Raw genomic sequence first — 24,961 nt, 5'->3', positions numbered from 1 at the left:
CCGGCAGCGGGGCGGGGCGCGGCACCGGGGCGACGGCGGCGGCCTGCGGCGCGGCGCCGTCGGCCGGGACGGGGGGAGGGGCAGGAGCGAGCGCGGGCTCGGGCCGGCCTTCCTCCGGAGCCGGGTCGGGCCGGTGGGGTGTGGTCACTTCGGTCGTGCTCCTCGGCTGGCGGTCGGAGAGGTCCGTACGACGGGAGGGGGGGCGGTGCGGGCACCCGCCCGGTCCTCAGCCGGTCAGCCAGCGGCGGACGCGGGCGATCAGGTCGCCCGCGTCGACCGGCTTGGTCACGTAGTCGCTCGCGCCGGACAGCAGGCTCTTCTCCCGGTCGCCGGGCATCGCCTTCGCGGTGACCGCGATGATCGGCAGGTCGGCGTACTGCGGCAGACCGCGGATCTCCGCGGTGGCCGCGTAGCCGTCCATCTCCGGCATCATCACGTCCATCAGGACCAGGCACACCTCCGGATGGGCGAGCAGCGTGTCCACGCCCTTGCGGCCGTTGTCCGCGTGCAGCACCTGAAAACCGTGCAGTTCCAGGATGCCGCTGAGGGCGAAGAGGTTGCGGGCGTCGTCGTCGACGACGAGGACCGTACGGCCGGCGAAGGACCCGTCCACCACCGGCGCCGCCGGCTGGGGCTTCTCCGTGCGCACCAGCGGCAGCACCTCGCCCGGCTCCTCGGCCGACAGGTGCAGCGCGATGCGCTCGCGCAGTTCGTCCAGACTGGAGAGGATCTCCAGCGCACCGCTCTCGGTGCGTCCGCGCAGGCCAGGGTCCCGGTCGACGTCGACCCGCCGCCCGTTGTGGACCAGCACCGGCACGGACGCCGGGGCCGGGTCCCCGTCGAGCGCCTCCAGGAAGCGTGCCGCCTGGTCGTCGCCCACGCCGAGGTCCAGCACCACGCAGTGGCACGGCTCGGCGGCCAGCGCCCCGGCCGCCTCCTGGGCGTCGACGGTGGTGATGATGTCGATGACCTCGCGCGGATCGGCGCCGCCGTGCCCGCGCGTCAGATTGGCGACGGTGCTCTCGGCGACCAGCGTCAGCAGCCCGCGCGGCCGCTCCTCCAGGATGAGCAGCCGGCGCCTGCGCCGCGCGGCCGGCGGCGCGGCCGCGACCGGCGCGGACGGCGCCTCGGACCCGGCCGGCAGCGCCGCCGGCTGCGGCGCCCGGGTCAGCTCCTCGAAGTCCGCCCGGGCGACCGGCAGATACAGGGTGAAGGTGCTGCCCTGTCCCGGGGTGCTCTCCACCGTCACCGCGCCGCCCAGCAGATGGGCGATCTCCCGGGTGATGGACAGACCGAGGCCCGTGCCGCCGTACTTGCGGCTGGTGGTGCCGTCCGCCTGCTGGAACGCGCCGAAGATGGTCTCCAGTTGGTGCGCGGCGATGCCGATGCCGGAGTCCTTGACGTGGAACGCCACCACGGCGCCCCCGTGGTGCACGGTCGCCGGGACGTCCTGGGCCTGAGCCGGTTCGATGCGCAGTTCCACACTGCCCCGCTCGGTGAACTTCACCGCGTTGGAGAGCAGATTGCGCAGCACCTGCCGCAGCCGGGAGTCGTCCGTCAGCAGGTCCACCGGCACGCCGGGTGCGGTGGAGACCGTGAACTGAAGGCTCTTCTGGCTCGTCATCGGGCGGAACGTGGCCTCGACGTAGTCCAGCAGCCGGCGCAGCGGCACCCGTTCGGGGCTGATGTCCATCTTGCCCGCCTCGACCTTGGACAGATCGAGGATGTCGTTGATCAGCTGCAGCAGGTCCGAACCGGCGGAGTGGATGATCCCGGCGTACTCGACCTGCTTCGGGGTGAGGTTGTGCGAGGGGTTCTGGGCCAGCAACTGGGCGAGGATGAGCAGGCTGTTGAGCGGGGTGCGCAGCTCGTGGCTCATGTTGGCCAGGAACTCCGACTTGTACTTCGAGGCGAGGGAGAGCTCCTGCGCGCGGGTCTCCAGCTCCTGCCGGGCCTGCTCGATCTCCAGGTTCTTCGTCTCGATGTCCCGGTTCTGCTCGGCCAGCAGTGTGGCCTTCTCCTCCAGCTCCGCGTTGGAGCGCTGCAGTTCGTCCTGCTGAACCTGCAACTCCTCGGAGCGGGCCTGCAGTTCGGCGGTGAGCCGCTGCGACTCGAGGAGCAGTTCGTCCGTACGGGCGTTGGCGACGATCGTGTTGACGTTGACGCCGACGGTCTCCATCAGCTGGTCCAGGAAGTCCACGTGGATCTGCGTGAAGCGGGTCACCGAGGCCAGCTCGATGACGCCCAGCACCTGGTCCTCCACCACGATCGGGAGCACGCGCAGTGCGGTGGGCGCGGTCCGCCCCAGCCCGGAGGAGATCGTCACGTACCCGGCCGGCAACTCGTCCACGGTGATCGCGCGCCGGTTGCGGGCGGCCTGGCCGACCAGGGAACGGCCGAGGGGGATCCGCTCGGGGCGCCCGTCCTCGGCCGGGTAGCCGTAGGAGCCGATCAGCCGCAGCTCGGTGCCGCGGACCGTGTCCTCCACGAGGTAGAAGGCGCCGTACTGGGCGGAGACCAGCGGGGTCAGCTCGTCCATGATCAGCTCGGCGACGACGGCGAGGTCGCGGTGGCCCTGCATCAGGCCCGAGATGCGGGCCAGGTTGGTCTTGAGCCAGTCCTGCTCCTGGTTGGCCCGCGTGGTCTCGCGCAGCGAGCCGACCATCGAGTTGATGTTGTCCTTGAGGTCGGCGACCTCGCCGGAGGCGTCCACGGTGATCGACCGGGTCAGGTCGCCCTCGGCGACCGCGCTGGTCACCTCGGCGATGGCCCGCACCTGACGGGTGAGGTTGCCCGCCAGTTCGTTGACGTTCTCGGTGAGCCGCTTCCAGGTGCCCGAGACGCCCTCCACCTCGGCCTGACCGCCGAGCCGGCCCTCGCTGCCGACCTCGCGGGCGACGCGGGTGACCTCGGCGGCGAACGAGGAGAGCTGGTCGACCATCGTGTTGATCGTCGTCTTCAGCTCCAGGATCTCGCCCCGGGCGTCCACGTCGATCTTCTGGGTGAGGTCGCCGCGCGCCACCGCGGTGGTGACCAGGGCGATGTTGCGGACCTGGCCGGTGAGGTTGTTCGCCATCGAGTTGACGTTGTCGGTGAGGTCCTTCCAGGTGCCGGCCACGTTCGGCACCAGCGCCTGGCCGCCGAGGCGGCCCTCGGTACCGACCTCGCGGGCCACACGGGTGACCTCACCGGCGAACGCGGACAGCGTGTCCACCATCGTGTTGATGGTGTCGGCGAGCGCCGCGACCTCGCCTTTGGCCTCGACGGTGATCTTCTGCGACAGGTCGCCCTTGGCGACCGCGGTGGCGACCTGGGCGATGGAGCGGACCTGGCCCGTGAGGTTCGACGCCATGACGTTGACGTTGTCGGTGAGGTCCTTCCATGTGCCCGACACCCCCCGCACCTGTGCCTGGCCGCCCAGGTTGCCGGCCGTGCCGACCTCGCGGGCGACGCGGGTGACCTCGTCGGCGAAGGCGGAGAGCTGGTCGACCATCGTGTTGATGGTGTCCTTCAGGGCCAGGATCTCGCCCCGGGCGTCCACGGTGATTTTCTGCGACAGGTCGCCCTTGGCGACGGCCGTGGCCACCTGGGCGATGGAACGCACCTGGTCGGTCAGGTTCCCGGCCATGGAGTTCACCGAGTCGGTCAGGTCGCGCCATGTGCCCCGGACGTCCTTCACGTCCGCCTGGCCGCCGAGCCGCCCGTCGGTGCCGACCTCGCGGGCGACGCGGGTGACCTCGTCGGCGAAGGCGGAGAGCTGGTCGACCATCGTGTTGATGGTGTTCTTCAGCTCCAGGATCTCGCCCCGGGCGTCCACCGTGATCTTCTGCGACAGGTCGCCGCGCGCCACCGCCGTCGTCACCTGGGCGATGGAGCGCACCTGGGAGGTGAGGTTCCCGGCCATGTGGTTGACGGAGTCGGTCAGATCCCGCCACACCCCCGCCGACCCCGGGCACCTGCGCCTGGCCGCCGAGGCGGCCCTCGCTGCCGACCTCGCGGGCGACGCGGGTGACCTCGTCGGCGAAGGCGGAGAGCTGGTCGACCATCGTGTTGACGGTCTCCTTCAGCTCCAGGATCTCGCCCCGGGCCGGCACGTCGATCTTCTGCGACAGGTCGCCCTTGGCCACGGCCGTGGCGACCTGGGCGATGTCGCGCACCTGGGTGGTCAGATTGCCGGCCATCGCGTTCACGGAGTCGGTCAGGTCCGCCCACGTGCCCGAGACGCCCGGCACCTCCGCCTGACCGCCCAGGGTGCCTTCGGTGCCGACCTCGCGGGCCACCCTCGTGACCTCGGAGGTGAACAGCGAGAGCTGGTCCACCATCCCGTTGAAGACGGTGGCGATCTCGCCGAGCAGCCCGCCGCCGTCGTCCGGCAGCCGGGTGCCGAAGTCGCCGTCCCGGACCGCCGTCAGGCCGGCGAGGAGCCGGCGCAGCTCCTGATCGCCCGAGCCCCGGCTCCCGGCCTCGTCCGTCGCCCTGCTCATGCCCACCCTCGTCCCGCGTTCCAGGAGTCACCGGTCATGGCGTACGAACGCAGCGGGGCCGGCCGGGGATCGCCCGTCCGGCTCCCGAGGGTTCCCCGCCGCACCGGCGATCCGCCTCATGAGAAATACGCGGCAGGCTAACCCACATGGCCGGGCGGCAACAAAGCGCCCCGGGGGCACGGAGGCGGGGTGACGTGCGTGGTTGTTCCGGTGTCCGGCGGCGCACCGGTTTCCGGGGGCCGCGACGGGGCACCTGCGTAGCACAGCCGTGCGGTCGGCGCATCGGTCGTGGGCACCTGGTACAGGGAGGGAGAAACGACGTGCGTACCGTCGGCGTGGAGGAGGAGCTCCTCCTGGTGGATCCGGACAGCGGGGAGCCGTGCGCCCTGGCGGCGGCGGTGCTGGCCCGCGCCGCCCAGGACGGCGGCGGGGACGACGTCTTCGAGAAGGAGCTCCACTCGCAGATGCTGGAGTTCGCCACCCATCCGCAGTCCGGCATGCAGGATCTCGGCGCCGAGATCCTGCGCTTCCGCAAGGAGGCGGCCCGGCACGCCGGGGACGTGGGCGCGGTGGCCGCCGCGCTCGCCACCTCACCGCTGCCGGTCACCCCGAAGCTGACCGTGAACAGCCGGTACGAGTGGATGGCGCGGGAGTTCGGCCTGCTGCCCCGGGAACAGCTCGTCTGCGGCTGCCACGTCCATGTGTCGGTCGACTCCGACGACGAGGCGGTCGCCGTGCTGGACCGCATCCGCCCGTGGCTGCCCGTGCTGACCGCGCTCAGCGCCAACTCGCCCTTCTGGCAGGGCAAGGACAGCGGTTACGCCAGCTACCGCAGCCGGGTGTGGGCCCGCTGGCCCATGGCGGGCCCCACCGCCCTGTTCGGCTCCGCCGAGGCCTACCACCGGCTGGTCGGCGACATGGTCGCCACCGGGGCGCTGCACGACGAGGGCATGGTCTACTTCGACGCACGGATCTCCCGGACGTACCCCACGGTCGAGCTGAGGGTCGCGGACGTGTGCCTGGACGCCTCCACCACCGTGCTCGTGGCCACGCTGGCGCGCGGACTCGTCGAGACGGCGGCGCGGGAGGCGGCAGCGGGGGTGGAGCCGGTGCCGCACGACGTGAGCCTGATGCGGCTGGCGGCGTGGCGGGCCGCGCGCTCGGGCGTGGAGGGCGAGCTGCTGGATCCGGTGACGATGCGGCCGCGGCCGGCCCCGGAGGTGGTGGGCGCGCTGCTGGACCATGTGGACACGGCCCTGAACGAGACGGGCGACGCCGAGCATGCGCGTGAGGCGGCGGCGACGGTCCTGCGGGAGGGGAACGGGGCGGTGGTACAGCGCCGCCTGCTGGAGGAGAAGGGGAACCTGGGAGCCGTCGTCGCGGAGTGCGCGCGCCGCGCCCAGGGTTGAACGCGCCGGGCGCCGGCGTCCGGGAACGGGGAAGCCCCGGCTGGACGGGGGAGACCAGCCGGGGCCGCTCGTGGTGGCCGGGGGCCACATATCGGTGAACGGTAAACCATCGGGTGGAGTTCCGGTACGCCGGGACGCCGCGGTGTGACCTGCGCCACGCGAAGGGGGGTCCCGGTCCGTGCAGTAGTGTGGCCGCACCGTCTCGGTCGCAGGGAGGTCATGGCGTGGGTGAGGTCTCCCCGCAGGCGAAGGACGACAAGTGGCCGACGCTCGCCGACCGGCTCGCGGCGATGGCGCGGGATCTCCTCGCCCAGGAGTCCGTGCAGGACACCGTCGACCGCATCTCCGCCCACGCGGTCGCGCTGATCGACGGCTGTGACGCGGCCGGCATCCTCACCCTGCGGCGCAGGGCCGTGACGACGATCGCCGCCACGGACGACGTGGTGCGCGCCTCCGACGCCGTACAGGGCGAACTGCGCGAAGGGCCCTGTTTCGACGTCGTCACGCTCGAGGGCTCGGTGCAGCACATCCCCGATCTGCGCGAGGCGGGGGACTCCTGGCCCCGCTACGCGCCGCGCGCCGTCGAGCTGGGGCTGCGCAGCGCCATGGGGTTCCGGCTGTTCGACCGGCACAACACCCTGGGCGCGCTCAACGTGTACTCGTTCGCGCCGAACGCCTTCACCCCGCAGGACGAGCACCTCGGCTGGCTGCTGGCCTCGCACGCCGCGGTCGCCTTCGCGCACGCCCGTACCGAGGACCAGTTGCAGACGGCGCTGCGGTCCCGGGACGAGATCGGCCAGGCGATCGGCATCGTCAGGGAGCGGTTCGACCTGCGGCAGGACCAGGCGTTCGCGGTGCTGAAGCGGACCTCTCAGGACCTGAACGTCAAGCTGCGGGAGATCGCGGAGCGGATCGTCCGCGGCGAGAACCTGCCGCACTGAGGCGTGCGGGCGGAGGGGCGCCGGAACCGGGAGTGCGGGCGGGGCCGTCCGTCGTGACCCCGCACGCTGCCCTCCCCCGTATCGAAGCCCTGCCGGGGAGCTTGCCGTAAGCCGTGGCGGGGGCCTACTCCTCCTTGGGCGCCGGGATCCGGCCGGGTTCCTGTTCGCCGGATTCCGCGGACAGGAACGGTGTGATCATGTACCGGTAGAGGGCGGCACCCAGGACACCGCCGATCAGCGGCCCGACGATGGGCACCCAGAAGTACAGATTGCCGTACTGATCGCGCCAGGCGTGGCCGTACCCGGTGAGGTAGCTGGCCAGACGGGGGCCGAGGTCGCGGGCGGGGTTGATGGCGTATCCGGCGTCGGTGCCCCACGCCATGCCGATCGCCACGACCACGAGGCCGATGATGAACGGCGCCAGGTTGGCGCCCGGGGGAGTGTTGAGCAGATCGGTGATCGCGAAGATCAGGAGCAGCAGAATGGCGGTTCCGATGATCTGGTCACGCAGCGCCCCCCACTCGCTCACCGGGAACGTGCCGTTGCCGGGGAGGGTCGAGAACACGATCTGTGTCTTCAGGGTGTGGCCGGGGTCGGCCTTGCCGAGGACCTCCGTGTAGTTCCACCGCACGAGCAGCGCGGCGATGAACGCGCCCAGTGTCTGGGCCAGGGAGTAGGGAACGACCTTGCGCCAGGAGAAGCCCTTGAAGCAGGCCAGGGCCACTGTGACGGCCGGATTGAGATGGGCACCGCTGAGCCTGGCCGCCACGTAGACGCCCAGCGTGACGCCGAGGCCCCACGCCCAGGCGATGCTGTCGTGATCGCCGACCTGCGCGGCCACGACCTGCGCGACCACCCCGCAGCCGAAGAGAATGAGGATCAGGGTGCCCAGGAACTCCGCGGCCAGTTCACCCGCCAGTCCCCGCCCGGACGTTCGCTGTGCCATAGGGGCGCCGCCTTTCTCCGGTAACCATGGTGTTGTTCTGTGTCAGTGTCCGCTCGACTTCCCGGTGGTGCATCCGGGCATGCGCCGACTATTTCGCCACGACCGCGCCTTCACTCTCGGCCAGTCACCCGGATCCCGCACGTTCGGCCGTCGCGAGGGAGTGCCCGCACTTGGCGAACAAAATTGTTGACAATCTTGTCGCGATAGATTTACGTTCGACAGGCACTCATTCAGGGAGGGCACATGCCGAACGAGGCCCGGCCGGGCACCGGGGAGCAGGCCAAACAGCTCGCGTTCGCGAAGCTGCGGCAGGCGATCCTGCGCGGTGAGATGGCTCCGGCCCAGCGGCTGGTGGAGAACGAACTGGCCGAGGAGTTCGGAGTCACCCGGGCCAGCATCCGGGCGGCACTGATCGATCTGGCGTCGGAGGGCCTCGTCGAACGGATCCGCAACCGCGGGTCCCGGGTACGAGTGGTGTCGGTGGAGGAGGCCGTCGCCATCACCGAGTGCCGGATGGTCCTGGAAGGGCTGTGCGCGGCCAAGGCGGCCGTCATGGCCAGTGACGAGCAGCTCACCGGGCTGGCCGACCTCGGCGAGGCCATGACCAAGGCCGTCGCCGCCGGCGAGCCGCTGACCTACTCGGACCTCAACACCGAACTGCACGGCCGCATCCTGCAGATCTCCGGCCAGCAGGTGGCCGTGGAACTGCTGGACCGCCTCAACGCTCAACTGGTACGCCACCGTTTCCAGTTGGCGCTGCGCCCCGGACGCCCGCAGCAGTCCCTGAACGAGCACCTGGCCATGATCGAGGCGATCCGGGCCAGGGATTCCCGGGCGGCCGACGCGGCCGTCCGCGCCCACCTCAGCAGCGTGATCGAGGCGTACCGCCGCGACTGACGCCGGGGGCGGGCGCGCCCACCTGTCACCGAGGAGACCGCAGCATGACCGACGCCGACGCGCCCGCCGTACCCCCTCCCGCCGACCCCGCCGAAGCGGTCCGCCCCCGGGAGACGGAGGAGGCGGCATGAGCGGAGTGATCGTCACCGGACCGCCCCGGGCGGCGGCCGAGGATGTCGAGGCCCTCGCCGGGTACGGCGTGGCCACCGTGCACGAGGCGATGGGCCGCACCGGTCTGCTCGGTACCCATCTGCGTCCGGTCCAGCAGGACATCCGGGTCGCGGGCACCGCCGTGACGGTGCTCTCCTGGCCCGGCGACAACCTCATGATCCACGCGGCGGTCGAGCAGTGCCGCGAGGGCGACCTGCTGGTCGTCACCACCACCTCGCCCTCCACCGACGGCATGTTCGGCGAACTGTTCGCCACCGCGCTGCGGCGGCGCGGGGTGCGCGGCCTGGTCATCAACGCGGGCATCCGCGACACCGCCGAACTGCGGGCCATGGGCTTCCCCGCCTGGGCCGCCGCCGTCAGCTCCCAGGGCACCGTCAAGGCCACCGGCGGCTCCGTCAACGTGCCCGTCGCGATCGGCGGCCAGGTGGTCCGCCCCGGCGACGTGATCCTCGCCGACGACGACGGCGTGGTGTGCGTACCGCGCGAACGCGCCCGCCAGACGGCCGAGGCGTCCGAGGCCCGCGAACGCAAGGAGGCCGCCTCGCGCGCCGCCTTCCAGGAGGGACAGCTCGGCCTCGACCGCTACGGCCTGCGCGAGACCCTGGAGCGGCTCGGGGTCCGCTACGAGTCCCACGAGGAACACCTCCGTCCGGGGGAGCGGGCATGACCGGATACGACGCGGTCCCCTGCATGCTGCTGCGGGGCGGCACCTCCAAGGGCGCCTACTTCCTCGCCGGGGACCTCCCCGCCGACCCGGCCGCCCGGGACGACCTGCTGCTGCGCGTCATGGGCAGTCCCGACCCCCGCCAGATCGACGGCCTCGGCGGTGCCCACCCGCTGACCAGCAAGGTCGCCGTCGTCTCCGCCTCCGCGCACCCGGGAGCCGACGTCGACTACCTGTTCCTCCAGATCGGCGTGGACACCCCCGAGGTGTCCGACCGGCAGAACTGCGGCAACCTGCTCGCCGGAGTGGGCCCCTTCGCCGTCGAACGCGGACTCGTCCCCGCGGCGGACGGACACACCTCGGTCCGCATCCGGATGCTCAACACCGGTGACCTCGCCACCGCCACGTTCCCGACCCCGGGCGGCCGCGTCGACCACACCGGCGTCGCCGCGATCTCCGGCGTCCCCGGCACCGCGGCGCCCGTGGTCATCGAGTTCCCCCCGGGCGACAGCCCCCTGCTGCCCACCGGCAACATCCGCGACACGATCGCCGGCATCGACGTCACCTGCGTCGACAACGGCATGCCGACGGTCCTGCTCGCCGCCTCCGATCTCGGGATCACCGGCTACGAGGCGCCCGAGGAACTGGAGGCGGACACCGCCCTCACCGACCGGCTGCGGGAGATCCGGCTGGCGGCCGGCCGGCTGATGGGACTGGGCGACATCGCGCACACCACCGTGCCCAAGATGTCGCTGCTCGCCCCGCCCCGTGACGGCGGCACGGTCACCACCCGTACCTTCATCCCCGTGCGCTGCCATACCGCCATCGGCGTGCTCGGTGCCGCCGGCGTAGGCGCCGCACTGCGCATCGAGGGCGCCGTCGGCCACGACCTGGCCCGGCTGCCCGACGGCGACCGGCTGCGCATCGAGCACCCCACCGGCTTCCTCGACATCGAGACCAGCGTCGGCACACCCGCGGGGGACGGCGCCGAGGGCGCCCTCCCGGTGGCCCGGCGCACGGCCGTCGTCCGCACCGCCCGCAAGCTCTTCGACGGCACGGTGTTCCCCCGGTCCGCGGACACGGCCCCCGCCCGCCACGCCTGAGGAGACACGGATGACTCCGCCGCCGGGAGACATCGCCCACCTCGGGCACGTCCAACTGCTCACCCCCCGACCTCGACGCGTCCACACTGAGGATCGGGACCGGCTCGCGGGGCAGGCCGCACCACCTCGCGTGCGCCACCGACACCCGCGAGGACATCCTGCGCGCGGCCGAACTCGCCCCGGACACCGGCGTGTTCATCGGGACCGGCCCGCACGAGCACGCCATCCGGCAGACGTTCTTCCTCTACCTCCACGAGCCGGGCGGCAACCGCGTCGAGCTGTGCGACCCGCTCACCCGCCTGGTGCCGGTACCGGACTGGCCGTTGCTCACCCGGACGGAGGCCGAACGGAAGAAGGGCCAGGCCCGGCGCCCGAAGGCCATCGAGTCCTTCCACGCTCACGGCACGCCGGCCGTCGACCGACGGGCGGCTGACGGTCGTTCGCGCGGTGGCCCGCGCCCTGCCCAGGGATGCGGGCCACTTGCGTCGTGGAGGGTTCCGGGACCCCGGGACGGCGTACAAGTCGCAGGGAGAGCACGTCCCTCGCTTTTTCCGCCGCGCCCTCGGCCGCCGCCCACCGCGGCGTCCGACGCCGCGGCGGGAGCGGCACGACAGAGAAGGAGGACGCCGATGGCTGACGAGACGATCGGCATCGTCGGCGCCGGCATCGTGGGTCTGGCCACCGGACGCCACATCGCCCTGCGCCGCCCCGGCACCCGGGTGGTCGTCCTGGAGAAGGAGTCCAGGGTCGCCGTCCACCAGACCGGCCACAACTCCGGTGTGGTGCACGCCGGCATCTACTACCCGCCCGGCAGCCTCAAGGCCCGACTGACCGTGCGGGGCGTGGCCCTGCTGCGCGAGTACTGCCGGGACCGCGGGCTGCCGTACGAGGAGATCGGCAAGCTCGTCGTGGCCGTGCGTCCGGACGAACTGGGCCGGATGGAGAACCTCTACGAGCGGGCCAGGAACAACCATGTGCCCGAACTGCGCAAGGTCTCCAAGGAGGAGATCAAGGAGATCGAGCCGCACGCGGGCGGCCTCGCGGCCCTGCACTCCCCGCGCACCGCCATCACCGACTACCCGGCGATCGCCCGGGAGTTCGCCAAGGACATCGAGGCGGCGGGCGGCGAGGTCCGGCTCGGCTTCCCGGTCGCCTCGATCACCCGCGTGCCTGGCGGCATCGAGGTGGCCTCCGGACAGGAGGCGGTCCGCGTCGACCGGCTGGTGCTCTGCGCCGGGCTGCGGTCCGACTCCGTCGCCCGGCTCGCGCGGGACAGCGAGGAGCCGCGGATCGTCCCGTTCCGGGGCGAGTACATGCTCCTCAGACCCGAGCGGGCACACCTCGTGCGCGGCCTCGTCTACCCCGTGCCCGACCCGCGGTACCCGTTCCTCGGCGTGCACTTCACCCCGCGCGTCGACGGCTCGGTCGAGGTCGGCCCCAACGCCGTCCTGGCGCTCGCCCGCGAGGGCTACCGGCGCTCCCAGGTCTCGCCGCGGGACCTCGCGCGGCTCGCCGCCTACCCGGGTACCTGGCGGATGGCCGCCCGGCACTGGCGGACCGGCCTCAAGGAGTACCGGGGCTCGCTGTCCCGGGCGGCCTTCATGAAGGACGCGGGCCGCTACGTGCCCGGGGTCGGCGTCGCCGACGTGGTCCGCGGCGGCGCCGGAGTGCGTGCCCAGGCGCTGGACCCCGACGGCACCCTCGTGGACGACTTCCGCATCCACCGGACGGGCCGGATCACCGCCGTGCGCAACGCGCCCTCACCGGCCGCGACGGCCTCCCTGGCGATCGCCGAGCACATCACCGACGCGGTGTTCGGCGACGTGTCCGGCGTCTGACGCCCGGCGCCGGAAGCGGTTCGGGCCAACCGGTGCCGCCGGGCGGTGCCAGGGGCTCGGGCGTGCCGCCGCGGGGGAGGGCACCGGCCCCCTCCCCCGCGACGGAGAGCACGCGGGCGCCCGGGGAGGCGGCGGCTGTGCGTACCTGACCCGGCTCCTGCTCCAGGGCCGACGCCGCGTCCCTTCAGGGGCGGGGGAACCGCGCGGCCCGCCACGGCCCCACCCGCACCCGCCGACGAACCAGCCCCACCCGAGTCCTCGAGCGGTCTCCCCGCCCCTGGGAGCGAGACCTCAGGAGCGACCCCGGCCGACCCCCGGAGGGAAGGCGTCAACCCTCCGCCTTCTCCTGCGTCCACGTCCACGCGTACTGCAGCCAGTCCGCCAGCGTCATCGCCCCGAAGCCCGCGCACACCAGCCGCGCGGCGCGCGGCGCCACCGCGTACGTCGCCACCAGTCCGCCCGCCGTCCACGCGGCCGCGCAGAACGGACAGGACAGCAGATCGCCCACGGCGAGCCGCAGCCCGTCGCCCTTGGGCTCGTCCATCACCTCGCCGGCGGTGGTGTCCTCCTGCCGCCGGGTGAACGGCGCCCGCAGGAAGGCGGTGATCTTGTCCTTGGTCAGCAGCCGGGACGTCTTGTACGTCGCCGCACCGAGCAGGAGCAGGTCGTACGGCGGCACCCGCTCCGGCAGGCTCACCCCGCGGCGCCGGACGACGACGGCGAACGTCGCGAGTGAGGCCACGAAGGTCGCCGCGACGGTGGCGTACCCCGCCAGGGGCACGTTCTCCTCGGTGTCGTAGCCGCGGGCGACGCTGTTGCTCGTCATGCTTCCTCCGTGGGACAGGGGACAGGGGACAGGGGACAGGGGACAGGGGACAGGGGACTGGGCGGGTCCGGGCCGCGCTCCGGCGTGCGCGGACGGTGTGCGCGGGCCGGGTGCCCCGGTCGGTCGCCGTCATACGCGGGAGTCGCCCGCCGACCCCGCATCCCCGCCGTGCCCCGGCCCGCCGGACGCGGACCGGCCCGCCCCGTCCGCCCGCTGGAACGTTCCGTACAGCAGCCACAGCGAGGGCACGAGCAGGACCGCGCCGCAGGCCAGGACGATCAGACAGGCGGACAGGACCGAGGACTGCGAGGCGGCCCCGTCCACCGTCAGGCTGCCGACCAGCATGGCCGGGTACTGGGCGGCTCCCCACGCCCAGAGGATCGCCGCGACGGCGGCCGCGGCCGCCGCCCGCGCCGCGACGTAGTGCCGCGTGCGCAGCAGCCCCAGTCCGACGGCACCGGCGACCGCGCTGAGCACCACCAGCGGCAACGCCCGGTGGGTGAGCCCGTGGAAGAGGTCCGGCGCGTCCCTTCGCAGCACGGCAGTACCGGCCAGCGCGACGGCACCACTGGACAGCCCGCTGAGCACGGCCCGGTGCGAGAACGCCCGCGCCAGCGCTTCCTCGCCCGCCCGGGCCGCGTCCGCGCACAGGTACACGGCCGCCAAGTGGGCGCAGGCGAGCACCGCGAGGACCCCGCCGAGCACCGAGGTGGGGTTGAGCCAACTGGTGAGCACGTCACCGTGGGCGAGGCCCGGCGGCACCCGACCGGAGGCCACCCCGCCGGCGACGGTGCCGAGGAAGAACGGGGTGACCACCGAGGACACGGCGAAGCAGGCGCCGAACAGCCGCTGCTGCCACAGTTCGGTGCTGGCCTTGCGGAACGCGAAGGCGGCACCCCGCGCGATGATGCCCAGGGCGGCCAGGGTCAGCGGCAGGTACAGCGTCGACATCACGGCCGCGAAGACCGGCGAGAACGCCGACCACAGCAGCACGATCACGAAGATCAGCCAGACGTGGTTCGCCTCCCAGACCGGCCCGATGCTGTGCTCGATGAGCCGCCGCTGCTCCCGCCCCCGGCGGGCGCCGCCGGCGAGCAGGTCCCAGACGCCCGCCCCGAAGTCGGCGCCGCCGAACAGCGCGTAGCAGGTCAGCCCGATCCACATGACGGCGAGGGCGATGTCGGCGAGCACGGTGCCTCCAAGGGGCAGGCGCGGACGGACGGGGGAAACGGGGCGTGGCCGTGGGGACGGGGGAGCGGGTGAGCCGGGTGTGTCAGACGACGGGATAACCGCGCACGTCCGCGTCCTGGGGTGCGGCCGGTACGGCCGTGTTCCGGGCCAGGCGGCGCAGCACGTACCACGTCGCCGCGGTCATCGCGGCGTACACCACCAGCACCAGCCACAGCCCGGTCATCAGCCCGGGTGCCGGATTGACCGCGTCCCGCACGCTCATCACGCCGTAGACGATCCAGGGCTGCCGGCCCAGCTCGGTGACGGACCAGCCGCTCTCCAGCGCCACGACGGAGGCCGGCCCGGCCAGTGCGACCAGCGCCAGCAGCAGTCGGCTGCCGCGCCGGTCCAGCAGGGCGCCGCCGGAGCGCCGGGTGCGCCACCAGGCCAGCAGCAGCCACAGGCCGAGCCCCAGCAGGAAGAACCCGACCGCGACCATCAGGTCGAACGCCCAGTGCACCCCCGTGACCGCCGGCCACTGGGCGCGCGGCACCTCGTTCAGCCCCCGCACCACCGTGCCGGGCCGGTATCCGACCAGCAGGGACAGGCCGTCGGGAACCTCCAGCCCGTACTCGAGCCCGTCCTTCCCGGCCACTCCGCCGACGGTGAGCGGCACATGGGAGCCGGTGTGGTACACCCCCTCGATCGCGGCGAGTTTCATCGGCTGGTAGTCCGCCAGGAAGCGGGCGGCCCAGTCGCCGACCACGATCTGGAACGGGGTCACCACGGCGCCGAAGGCGAACGGGATGGCGAAGCCGGCCCGGTGGTACGCGTCCCGGCGGCCCCGGAGCAGCGCCACCGCGTAGACGGACGCGGTCAGGAACGACGCCACCATGAACGCGGCGAGGATCATGTGCACCGTCTGCGGCGGGGCGGCCGGGTTGAGCATCGCCGCCCACGGGTCCACCTGGACGACCTTGCCGTCGCGCAGGGTGTAACCGCGTGGCTGGTTCATCCAGGCGTTGGCGCAGACCACGAAGAAGGCGGAGGCCGTGCCCGCGACCACGATGGGGATGCCGGTGAGCAGGTGCCGGCGCGGGGACAGCCGGTCCCAGGCGTAGAGGTAGATGCCGAGGAAGATCGCCTCGATGAAGAACGCGATGCCCTCCAGCGCGAAGGGCAACCCGATGACCTGGCCGAACCTGCCCATCAGGCCGGGCCACAGCAGCCCCATCTCGAAACTGAGGATCGTTCCGGACACCGCGCCCACCGCGAACAGCACGCCCATGGCCCGCGCCCAGCGGCGGGCCAGCAGCTTCAGCGAGGGGTCGTCGCGCCGGATGCCGAGCCATTCCGCGAGGAGGGTGAGCGCGGGTAGCCCGACCCCGAGGCAGGCCACGACGATGTGCCAGGCCAGGGAGAAACCCATCTGCGCTCTCGCGGCGGACAGATCGGCCTCCGTCGCGGCGCGCGCCAGCACGAGCACGGGCCAGGGACCGGAGGCGAGGCCGACATCGTTCACGAGTTCTCCCGCGCACCTGCGAGCACGACGCGGTCGTCCTCGCCGCCCCCTCCGGGAACGGTGACTCGACCGCACGACGCCACCGCTGTACCCGGGCCCGTCACTCCGAACCACTTTTTGGGCCGAACGACGGCGTGGGGAGGCGGCAAGCAGGTGCGGCGGAGTGGGACGGGGCGGGGCCGTGGGCCAGTGGCGCGGCGGGCGACACCCGTGGCGGGGACGGGCGGGGGAGCGGGTGAGGCGTGAGGGGGAGCGGGTCCGCCCCCGGGAGCGCCACGCGCGACCGAACCCCCGTGCCGGTCGCGCCCTGCCGCCCCCGGAGGCGAACGTTCCTGCAAACTAGGCCGCTCCCCGCCCTTTCGGCCATCGCGGGGATGCCCGCCCCCGCCCACCAGGCACTCAGCCGTGCACAGCCCGATCCGGGATGCCCCGATTCGTCCGGTCCGGCGGGCGTTCTCCCCGCTCAACCCAGCGCCGGTTCCTCCAGCTCCCGTACCGCGAGATGCGCCAGGACGACCTCGTACAGGTCACTGCCCCCGGCCAGCAGCCGGCGCTCCAGGGCCCGCTCACCCGCCCGTACGTGCTCGCGCACCGTCTGCACATGCACCCCCAGCTCCTGCGCGGCACGCTCGGCGTTCGCCCCGGCGGCTATCCACGCGCGTAGCGTGCCGCGCAGGTCCCGGGAGTCCTCCGCGAGCCGGTCCAGCAGCCCCTGTGCCCAGACGCGCAGGTGCGGTGCCTGGAGCAGGTCTCCGAGGCGCGGCGCGGCCCCGCGGGCCGAACCGTCCCGCGGTCCGTCCCCGCACCCCGTCCCGTCCGCCAGCGCGGACAGGGCGAGATGGACCACGGCACGGGTGCGCAGGTCGCCGAGGTCGGCGCCCAGGAGCTGTCCGGTGCGGTCCATCCGGGCCCGTACCGTGTTGCGGCTCACGCCGAGCACCTTGGCCGCCTTCACCGCCGTGAACTCCAGGCCCAGCCGGGTCGTCGCCTGCAGTTCCGCGTGCGTGGCCAGCGGAAGCGTGCCGAGCGGCAGGAGCAGCCGGTCCGCCCAGCCGTGCAGGGCGCCCGGCGGCATCAGCCGCTGCGGATGCGTGCGCTCGGCGTACATCGCCGCCGCCTCCGGACGGAACCTGGCGACGATCAGGGCGTTCACGGCCTGCCCGTAGGCGACCGCGGTCTCGCCGAGTTCCTGCCGGACGCTGCCGCCCAGGAACACCCCGGACGTCCCGTCGGCAAGGGTGCGCAGCTCGTCCTGGAGCTCCTCGGCGGCCTCGGTGCCCCACGCGTGCGGCGCCACCATGATCAGGTGCCGGTTCTCGGCGGGGCAGCGCACCACCAGTGCCCGTCCGGCGGTGACCTCGGCGCAGCGCCGGGCCAGGTGCTCCCGGTCACCGGCGGGCCCCTCCAGGACGTACACGCACAGTCCGTCCGCGTCGAGCAGCCCCGGCCACATGCCCGCGGCGACCCGGCGGGCCGCGACCGTGTCCCCGACCATCAGCAGTTGCAGCACGGCAAGCCCGAGGTCGGCGGTGGCGCGCGTCAGCCGGCGGCGTTCCGCCGCGCGCCCGCGCTCCTGCAGCAGCATGTCGAGGACCCAGGCCGTGGCCGCGACGATCTCCGCCGCGCGCTGGTCGAACGGCCGGTCGCGCCAGACCGCCAGTACGTACGCCGACGGGGCCCGCCCGACCGCGACCAGCCTGGCGTGCTGCCCCTCGTGGTCCACCGCCGCCGACGCGAGGCGGCCCGCGGCGAGATCCGCCACCAGCCGTGCGTCGGGCAGCGCCCGCCGCCCGGCGAGCAGCCCGCCGCGGCGGTTGCCCAGCGCGGCCGTCCCGTCGACCGCGTCACCGAGCCAGTTCACCACCCGGCCGGGATCGCGCGCCGCGGGGCGCAGATGTTCGAGCAGGTCACGCATCCACGGCCGGCCGCCACCGCGGTCGCCGCCCGCGCCGACGGGCCGTTCCTCCTCGCCCGGAACACCCAGGGGTACATCCGCCATGTTCACCACTTTCCCCCAGACTTCCGGCCCGCGACCCTATCCCAGGGACACCTCCGGGATCATTCGGGGATGCCTTGGGGATTCCTGGGGGATCTCCCTGGGAACCCAGAGGGGGCAGGGCGGGCCGCCCGCCCGGGGACGCACGGCGAACGGGAGTGATCGATGCAGTACGCGAAGCTCGGTGCCACGGGGCTCGACGTGTCCCGGATATGCCTGGGCTGCATGAGTTTCGGCGTGCCCGCGCGCGGCAGCCACGAGTGGACCCTCGACGAGGACGCCGCCCGGCCACTGATCCGCCAGGCCCTGGAGGCGGGGATCAACTTCCTCGACACCGCCAACGTCTACTCCGACGGCACCAGCGAGGAGATCGTCGGCCGCGCGCTGAAGGACTACGCGCGGCGCGAGGAGATCGTCCTCGCCACCAAGGTGAACGGCCGGATGCACGAGGGGCCCAACGGCGGCGGACTCTCACGCAAGGCGATCATGACGGAGATCGACCACAGCCTGCGCCGCCTCGGCACGGAGTACGTCGACCTCTACCAGATCCACCGCTTCGACCCGTCGACCCCCGTCGAGGAGACCATGGAGGCCCTCCACGACGTGGTGAAGGCGGGCAAGGCCCGTTACATCGGGGCCAGTTCGATGTACGCCTGGCAGTTCTCGAAGGCCCAGTACACGGCTCGACTCCACGGCTGGACCCGGTTCGTGTCCATGCAGAACCACTACAACCTCCTCTATCGCGAGGAGGAGCGCGAGATGCTGCCGCTCTGCGCCGACCAGGGCGTCGGCGTCCTGCCGTGGAGCCCGCTGGCCCGCGGCCGGCTCACCCGCGACTGGGACGAGGACACCGCCCGCAGCCGTACCGACAACTTCGGCCGGACCCTGTACGGGGAGGGAGACCGGCGCATCGCCGAGGCCGTCGCCGCGATCGCCGCCGAACGCGGGCTGCCCCGGGCCCGGATCGCCCTGGCCTGGCTGCTGCACCGGCCCACCGTGACGGCGCCGATCGTCGGCGCCACCAAGTCCTCGCACGTCGAGGACGCGGTCGCCGCGCTCGACGTCGAGTTGACGGACAAGGATCTCGAGCGCCTGGAACAGCCGTACGAGCCCCACGCCGTCAGCGGGCATTGAGGACCGCGCCGAGCGCGCCCCGGGGGCGTCCCGGGGCGGCCCCGAGGGCGCTGCCAGGACGGTAGTCGGGACAGACCTGCGACCGGACCTGCGACCGGACCCGTGACCGGGCCTGTGACCGGGCCTGTGACCGGACCCGTGACCGGGCCTGCGACCGGACCCGTGACCGGGCCTGCGACCGGGCCTGCGACCGGGCCCGTGACCGGATCGGTCCGGCACGGGCCCGGATCGGGTCTGCCGAGGGGGTGCACCCGCAGGTCAGAATCGGCACATGAAACGAGCGCTCATCGTCGTCGACGTCCAGGAATCGTTCCGTGCCCGCCCGTCGTGGGGCAGCATCGACAACCCGGACGTCGCACGTCCGGTCAACCGGCTGGCCGCCCTCGCCCGCGAGGCCGGCGACCTCGTCGTCTGGGTCCTGCACACCGCACCCGGCAGCGGGGACGTGTTCGACCCGGACTCCGGGCACGTCCGGCTGCTGGCGGAGCTGGACGGGCCCCGGCCGGGCGAGCCGGTTCTGCGCAAGACCTCCCACAACGCCTTCACCACCACCAACCTCCAGCAACTGCTGACCGAGGCGGGCGTGGAGGAGCTGTGGGTCTGCGGCATCCGTACCGAGCAGTGCGTGGAGACCACCACCCGGCTCGGCAGCGACCTCGGCTACCGCACGGTGCTCGTCCCCGAGGCCACCGCCACCCATCCGATCGGCGACCTCTCCGCCGAGGCGATCACCGAACGCACCGTGGCCGTCCTGCGCGACCGGTTCGCCCGGATCGCGACCGTCGCCGAGCTGGCCGCGGACGTGGCAGCATCCTCGGCGTGAGCCGCGTCGTCCTCGTCCTGCTGCCCGACGTCCACCTGCTCGACCTGGCGGGACCCGTTCAGGTGTTCGACAGTGCGGCACGCCTCGGGAGGCCGTACGCACTCCACTACGTCGCCGAGCATCCGCAGGTGCGCAGCGCCCAGGGGCTGCCGCTGACCGCGTCCACCGACTGGCCCGCGCTCGACGCCGACGATCTGGTGGTGGTGCCGGGCTGGCGGGCACCCACCCTGCGTGCGTGCTCCGCGCCGGGCGAGGAGGTGCTCCGCAGGCTGCGCGCCCACCACGCGGCCGGCGGCACCGTCGCCAGCGTGTGCGCCGGCGCGGACGCCCTCGGCCGGGCCGGACTGCTGGACGGGCGGCGCTGCACCACCCACCACGACCTCCAGGACGAACTGGCCGCCCGCCATCCGCGGGCCACCGTCGTCCGTGACGTGCTGTTCACCACCGACGACCGGGTGGTCACCTCCGCCGGCATCGCCAGCGGCATCGACCTCGCCCTGCACCTGGTGGCGCTGCGGCACGGCCCCGCCCTGGCCGCGCGGGTCGCGCGCACCATGGTCGTCCACGCCCGCCGCAACGGCGACCAGCCGCAGGCGAGTGCCATGCTGCGGCACCGCTCCCACCTGGACGACACCGTGCACCGGGTGCAGGACCTGATCGACGCGCGGTTCGCCGAGCCGCTGCCGCTGGCCGGCCTCGCCTCCCACGCCCGGGTCAGCGAACGCACCCTGACCCGCCTGTTCACCCGCGCGACCGGCGGCCTCACCCCGCTGCGCTACCAGCAGACCCTGCGCCTGGAACGCGCCGAACAACTGCTCGGCCAGGGCGCGACGGCCGAGGCGGCGGCCCGCGAGGTCGGCTTCGAGGATGCACGCATGCTCCGCCGCCTGCGCTCCCGGGCCGTCCGGTAGCGAAAGCGGGGAGCCGAAGCGGGCGGCGGAGCCGGGGGAGCGCCGCCCTACCGGTCCTCGGAGTGCGCGGACGCCGATATCACCCGGTCCACCAGCGCGATCAGCACGTCCCGGCAGGAGCCCCGCTCCCGCGCGTCGCACAGCAGCACCGGCACGTCCTTCGGCAGCGCCAGAGACTCGCGTATCTCCTCCGCCCCGTACGGATGTTTCCCGTGGAAGCCGTTCACGCCGACGACGAACGGGATCCGCCGCCGCTCGAAGAAGTCGATCGCCGCGAAGCTCGTGTCCGGCCGGCGCACATCGATGAGCACCACCGCCCCGAGCGCGCCTATGGCCAGGTCGTTCCACATGAACCAGAAGCGCTGCTGCCCCGGCGTGCCGAACAGGTACAGCACCAGCTCCTCGCTGATGGTGATGCGCCCGAAGTCCAGCGCCACGGTGGTGACACGTTTCTCCTCGATCCCGTCCAGGTCGTCGACCCCGAGCCCGGCGGAGGTCAGCAGTTCCTCGGTGCGCAACGGCACGATCTCGCTCACCGAGCCGACCATCGTGGTCTTCCCGACGCCGAAACCGCCGGCGACGAGAATCTTGACCGTGTCGGGCGGAGCGACCACGGGGGCGGTGCGGTCAGAGCCGGCCAAGGCCGTCCCTCACTTTCTGCAGCAGGTCCAGGTCCGGTGTACGGGTGATCGAACGCGGCGGGTGCACGGTGATCCGGCCCGCCTCCAGCAGGTCGCAGAGCATGATCGACACCACGCTGACGGGCAGGTCGAGCGCGCCGGCGAGCTCCGCCACCACGACCGGCCGCGCGCACAGCCGCAGGATGCGGGAGTGTTCCGGCTGCGGCCGCGGCGCGCGGGCGGGCTGCGGGTCCACCGCGGTCACCGAGGTGATCAGGGTGAAGTCGGCACGGCTGGGCCGGGTGCGGCCGCCGGTCAGCGTGAACGGCCGTACCAGACGGCCCGCCGCGTCGCCCTGGCTCACCTCACTCGCCGAGGTCGGCCGCGGGGCCGGCGGTGCCGCGCGGTGCCGCGCTGAGGTGCTCGCCGATCTTCTTCACCAGCATGTTCATCTGGTACGCGACGACACCCACGTCGGCGCCCTTGTGCGTGAGCACGGCGAGATGGGCGCCCGGTCCGGCGGCGGTGATGATCAGGTAGCTGTGGGCCATCTCGATCAGCGCCTGGCGTACCGGACCGCCGCGGAAGTCCATGCTGGCGCCCCGGCTCAGGCTCATCAGGCCGGACGCGGTGGCCGCGAGCCGCTCGGCGTCGTCGCGCACGAACGCGGTGGACTTGCTCACCACCAGTCCGTCCTCGGAGAGCACGACGGCGTGGTTCACGTCGGCGACGCGCTCCACCATCGCGGTGAGCAACTGATCGAGTCGGCTGTGTGTGGCGGGGGCGGGGCGTGTCATCTCTTCGTCCTTAATCAGCGGTTCGGCGAGGGGAGTCGGGACGGGCTGCCTGCGGGTCCTGCGGGTCTACGAGTTCTACGTTTCTGCGGACGCGGCCTTCCCCTCACTGTTCTCCCGATCCTCCGGGCCGTGCCTGTCCTCCGGCTCCCGGGCATCGGGGACACGGGCCGCGACGGGGCCGTCGTCGAGCGGTTCGTCGTCCAGGGCCGCGCGGGTGCCGCGCTGGAATCCGGCGAGGGAGGTCGCGGCGTCCTCGGCGGTGAACTCGTCCTCGGCGAGGTCCCCGGCGTCTGCGTCCGGAGGGGGATCCGCCAGCAGTTCGGCGGCCAGACTGGTCTGCGGCACCCGCCGCGGCAGCGGGGCGGGACGGCCCTCGTCCGACGGGTCCTCCGCGGACGGGCCGGGACCGGGGACGATCCCGGCGCCCGTCGCCGCACGCGGCCCGGCGCCCGTGATACCACTGCCCTCCGTGCCCCCGGCCCCCGACCCGTCGGCGGGTGACGCCGTGGCGTCCCGGGTGACGGGCGGCGTCCCCGGGGCCTCGCCGGCGTCGCGCACCACGATGTCGTCCGGGACCAGCACGATCGCCGTCGTCCCGCCGTAGGGCGAGGACCGCAGCGTGACCGCGATCCCGTGCCGGACGGCCAGCCGGGCGACGACGAACATGCCGAGCCGCAGGTCGTCGGCGAGCGCCACCACGTCGAACTGCGGAGCCTCGGCCAACTGCGCGTTGAACGCGGCGTACTCCTCCTCGGACATGCCGAGCCCGCGGTCCTCGATCTCGATGGCCAGCCCCTTGGCGACCGTCGCCGCCCGCACCCCCACCGGGCTCGGCGCGGGCGAGTACGCGGTCGCGTTGTCGATCAGCTCGGCGAGCAGGTGGATCACGTCGGCCACCGCGGGCGGCGCCACGGACACCTCCTCGTCGACGAGCACCTCCACCCGCTGGTACTGGGCGACCTCGCCGACGGCGCTGCGCAGAATGTCGATCAGGGCCACCGGCTCGGTCCAACTGCGGCGCGGCTGCTCACCGCTGATGATCACGAGGTTCTCCTCGTACCGGCGCAACTGGCTGGCGTTGGAGTCCAGCGCGTACAGGCCGGCGAGCACCTTGGGGTCCTCGTGCTCGCGCTCCAGCGCGTCGAGCTTGCTCAGCTGGAGGTTGACCAGGTTCTGGCTCTGCCGGGCGATGCCCAGGATGACCTTCTGGAAGCCGCGCCGGGTGTCGGCGAGCTCCACCGCGGTGTGCACGGCGGTGCGCTGCGCGGTGTTGAACGCCTGTGCCACCTGGCCCAGTTCGTCGTGCCCGTAGTCGAGCGGCGGGGTGGCCGCGTCGACGTCCACCTTCTCGCCCCGGTCGAGCCGGGCCACCACGTCGGGCAGCCGCCGCTCCGCCAGACTCAGGGTGGCCTCGCGCAGCCCGCGCAGCCGCCGGGAGAGCGAGCGGGTGATGCGCCAGGACAGGACGACGCAGACCAGCAGGGCGATCAGCCCGCCGGCGCTGAGCCAGGCGGCCTTGAGGAGCAGCGAGTGGGCCTTGTCCGCGCTGCGGTCGAGCAGTTGGTCGGTCTGCTGCCGGATCAGGTCGGCGTACTGCGCGGAGAGCCGGTCCAGTGCCTTGTCCCACTGCCGGCGGGAGTCGGGCAGCCGGACCTCGCGGTGCGCCGTACGGCCGGTGACCCCCGCCTGGAACACCTGGTCCTCGACGTGCCGCAGGGTCGCCCAGTCCGGGCCCTGCATGACCTGCTCGGCGCGGGACTTGGCCGACCCGCGCAGCGACGGCACGACCTGGTCGCGCACCACCCAGCGCTGCGCGCCGACCAGGCGCGTGAACTCGGTCCACGCCGCGTCGTCCAGCTTGCCCGACGGCCAGGCGAGAGTGAGCTGCGCGTCCTCCTGCGAGGCCAGCTCCGCCGCGTGCTCCAGCGCCACCAGGGGGCCGGCCTGCGAGGTGAGGTCGCCGTCGTCGACCTGGGAGAGCTCCTGGAAGGCCTGGATCTGATCGTCGATGATCGAGGTGTACTGCTCCAGTACCTGGCCGGCGGTGATGTCGGTGAGGTGGTCCACCTGGCCGCGGTAGTACTCGAGGCTGTTCGTCGAGGCGATGACGGAGTACATCCGCTCGGAGATGCGGGCGGGGGCGCTGCGGACCGCCGCGGAGCGTCTTTGCAGCTTCGCGATGGCCGCGTCGGTCGTACGGCGCTGGGCGTCCAGGGCGGCGCGGGAGCCGTGCGGCGAGGCCAGCCAGGCGGCGGACAGACCGCGCTCCCGCTGCAACGCCAGCGTGGCGTCGGTGCCCATCGCTCCGGTCGACCGGCTGAGTTCCGTCTGGTGCCGCAGCCGCAGCCCTTCGGCGAACATCTGCGCCGTCGTCACGCCCCAGATCGCGGCGAGCGTCACGCTGGGCACGAGCGCGAGCAGGATCAGCGAGAGACGTATGGAACCGAGCCGGCGTCGGGCGGCCGTCCGTGCAGACATCGTCGTCCTAGGGGGAGCAGCGGGAGCAAGGGGGCGGGGGGCGGACACGGAAGGAGAAGCGGAAGGGAACGGGCGGGGACGGTACGGGGCGGACGGCACGGGTGACGGCCGCCGCGGGGCAGTGCGGTGCGGGCGTGGGGGACGGGCGCGCGGGGGTGGGCGCGGGCGTCCCGCACGCGGGCGGGGTGCGCCGATGCTATCCGTACCGGTGCTCACACGCACCGTGAGCCC

The 24,961-nt window shown here is 73.0% G+C and carries 18 protein-coding genes and 1 pseudogene; 9 read left to right on the top strand and 10 right to left on the bottom strand.

The features are described from left to right. Positions 1 to 226: 226 nt before the first annotated feature. Positions 227 to 4,484, bottom strand: a pseudogene (locus QFZ64_RS04545) (HAMP domain-containing protein). A 320-nt stretch (positions 4,485 to 4,804) separates the two neighbouring features. Here QFZ64_RS04545 and QFZ64_RS04535 point away from each other — a divergent pair. Together QFZ64_RS04535 and QFZ64_RS04530 are read left to right on the top strand one after the other, a co-directional pair. Beyond that, positions 4,805 to 5,893: a glutamate--cysteine ligase gene (locus QFZ64_RS04535; RefSeq protein ID WP_307062560.1), complete on the top strand. Its 1,089-nt coding sequence runs from the start codon at positions 4,805 to 4,807 to the stop codon at positions 5,891 to 5,893. Between the two features lie 224 nt (positions 5,894 to 6,117). Then, on the top strand, positions 6,118 to 6,834 hold the full coding sequence (locus tag QFZ64_RS04530) for a GAF and ANTAR domain-containing protein (protein WP_307062559.1): 717 nt from the start codon (positions 6,118 to 6,120) through the stop codon (positions 6,832 to 6,834). 124 nt (positions 6,835 to 6,958) lie between these two features. Here QFZ64_RS04530 and QFZ64_RS04525 read toward each other — a convergent pair whose 3' ends face one another. After that, a complete protein-coding gene (locus QFZ64_RS04525; protein ID WP_307062557.1) occupies positions 6,959 to 7,780 on the bottom strand; it encodes an MIP/aquaporin family protein in 822 nt (273 codons plus the stop codon). A gap of 243 nt (positions 7,781 to 8,023) precedes the next feature. On the opposite strand from QFZ64_RS04525, the gene QFZ64_RS04520 reads away from it, so the two are divergent. The 4 genes from QFZ64_RS04520 to lhgO all read left to right on the top strand — a co-directional run bounded on the left by QFZ64_RS04520 (position 8,024) and on the right by lhgO (position 12,453). After that, the gene (locus tag QFZ64_RS04520; RefSeq protein ID WP_307062555.1) at positions 8,024 to 8,677 is read left to right on the top strand and encodes a GntR family transcriptional regulator; all 654 of its coding nucleotides are present in this window, start codon (positions 8,024 to 8,026) and stop codon (positions 8,675 to 8,677) included. Between the two features lie 127 nt (positions 8,678 to 8,804). Then, on the top strand, positions 8,805 to 9,515 hold the full coding sequence (locus QFZ64_RS04515) for a 4-carboxy-4-hydroxy-2-oxoadipate aldolase/oxaloacetate decarboxylase (RefSeq protein ID WP_307062553.1): 711 nt from the start codon (positions 8,805 to 8,807) through the stop codon (positions 9,513 to 9,515). After that, positions 9,512 to 10,615, top strand: coding sequence for a 4-oxalomesaconate tautomerase (locus tag QFZ64_RS04510; protein WP_307062551.1), 1,104 nt, complete (start codon positions 9,512 to 9,514; stop codon positions 10,613 to 10,615). Before QFZ64_RS04515 ends, QFZ64_RS04510 begins: the two co-directional genes overlap by 4 nt. Before the next feature lie 629 nt (positions 10,616 to 11,244). Then, complete coding sequence (lhgO, locus tag QFZ64_RS04505; RefSeq protein ID WP_307062549.1) at positions 11,245 to 12,453, top strand: L-2-hydroxyglutarate oxidase; 1,209 nt, start codon at positions 11,245 to 11,247, stop codon at positions 12,451 to 12,453. Positions 12,454 to 12,781: 328 nt separating this feature from the next. Here the strand turns inward: lhgO and QFZ64_RS04500 are convergent, their stop codons facing one another. From QFZ64_RS04500 to QFZ64_RS04485, 4 genes are all read right to left on the bottom strand, one after another. Beyond that, a complete protein-coding gene (locus QFZ64_RS04500) occupies positions 12,782 to 13,279 on the bottom strand; it encodes a DUF1360 domain-containing protein (protein WP_307062547.1) in 498 nt (165 codons plus the stop codon). Between the two features lie 129 nt (positions 13,280 to 13,408). Continuing rightward, positions 13,409 to 14,470, bottom strand: a complete 1,062-nt coding sequence (locus tag QFZ64_RS04495) for a cytochrome d ubiquinol oxidase subunit II (protein ID WP_307062545.1) — start codon at positions 14,468 to 14,470, stop codon at positions 13,409 to 13,411. A gap of 82 nt (positions 14,471 to 14,552) precedes the next feature. Then, a complete protein-coding gene (locus QFZ64_RS04490) occupies positions 14,553 to 15,971 on the bottom strand; it encodes a cytochrome ubiquinol oxidase subunit I (protein ID WP_307062543.1) in 1,419 nt (472 codons plus the stop codon). A 463-nt stretch (positions 15,972 to 16,434) separates the two neighbouring features. Then, entirely contained in the window at positions 16,435 to 17,970 is a 1,536-nt protein-coding gene (locus tag QFZ64_RS04485; protein ID WP_373430546.1) for a helix-turn-helix domain-containing protein, read from the bottom strand. Positions 17,971 to 18,132: 162 nt separating this feature from the next. On the opposite strand from QFZ64_RS04485, the gene QFZ64_RS04480 reads away from it, so the two are divergent. From QFZ64_RS04480 to QFZ64_RS04470, 3 genes are all read left to right on the top strand, one after another. Then, positions 18,133 to 19,101, top strand: a complete 969-nt coding sequence (locus QFZ64_RS04480) for an aldo/keto reductase (protein WP_307062541.1) — start codon at positions 18,133 to 18,135, stop codon at positions 19,099 to 19,101. 271 nt (positions 19,102 to 19,372) lie between these two features. Beyond that, positions 19,373 to 19,924 (top strand): cysteine hydrolase family protein, encoded by a 552-nt coding sequence (locus QFZ64_RS04475; RefSeq protein ID WP_307062539.1) that lies wholly within the window; start codon positions 19,373 to 19,375, stop codon positions 19,922 to 19,924. Further along, positions 19,921 to 20,835, top strand: coding sequence for a GlxA family transcriptional regulator (locus tag QFZ64_RS04470; protein ID WP_307062537.1), 915 nt, complete (start codon positions 19,921 to 19,923; stop codon positions 20,833 to 20,835). The genes QFZ64_RS04475 and QFZ64_RS04470 overlap by 4 nt, the downstream gene beginning before the upstream one ends. A gap of 47 nt (positions 20,836 to 20,882) precedes the next feature. Here the strand turns inward: QFZ64_RS04470 and QFZ64_RS04465 are convergent, their stop codons facing one another. From QFZ64_RS04465 to QFZ64_RS04450, 4 genes are all read right to left on the bottom strand, one after another. After that, entirely contained in the window at positions 20,883 to 21,476 is a 594-nt protein-coding gene (locus QFZ64_RS04465; RefSeq protein WP_307062536.1) for an ATP/GTP-binding protein, read from the bottom strand. Beyond that, on the bottom strand, positions 21,463 to 21,819 hold the full coding sequence (locus QFZ64_RS04460; protein WP_307062533.1) for a DUF742 domain-containing protein: 357 nt from the start codon (positions 21,817 to 21,819) through the stop codon (positions 21,463 to 21,465). The genes QFZ64_RS04465 and QFZ64_RS04460 overlap by 14 nt, the downstream gene beginning before the upstream one ends. A 1-nt stretch (position 21,820) precedes the next feature. Further along, entirely contained in the window at positions 21,821 to 22,252 is a 432-nt protein-coding gene (locus QFZ64_RS04455) for a roadblock/LC7 domain-containing protein (RefSeq protein WP_307062531.1), read from the bottom strand. A 75-nt stretch (positions 22,253 to 22,327) separates the two neighbouring features. Beyond that, positions 22,328 to 24,730, bottom strand: coding sequence for a nitrate- and nitrite sensing domain-containing protein (locus tag QFZ64_RS04450; protein WP_307062529.1), 2,403 nt, complete (start codon positions 24,728 to 24,730; stop codon positions 22,328 to 22,330). Positions 24,731 to 24,961: the final 231 nt, after the last annotated feature.

Origin of the sequence: Streptomyces sp. B3I8 (assembly GCF_030816915.1) — a bacterium.
Classification (GTDB): Bacteria; Actinomycetota; Actinomycetes; order Streptomycetales; family Streptomycetaceae; genus Streptomyces.
This window is presented reverse-complemented; position numbering and strand designations above follow the sequence as displayed.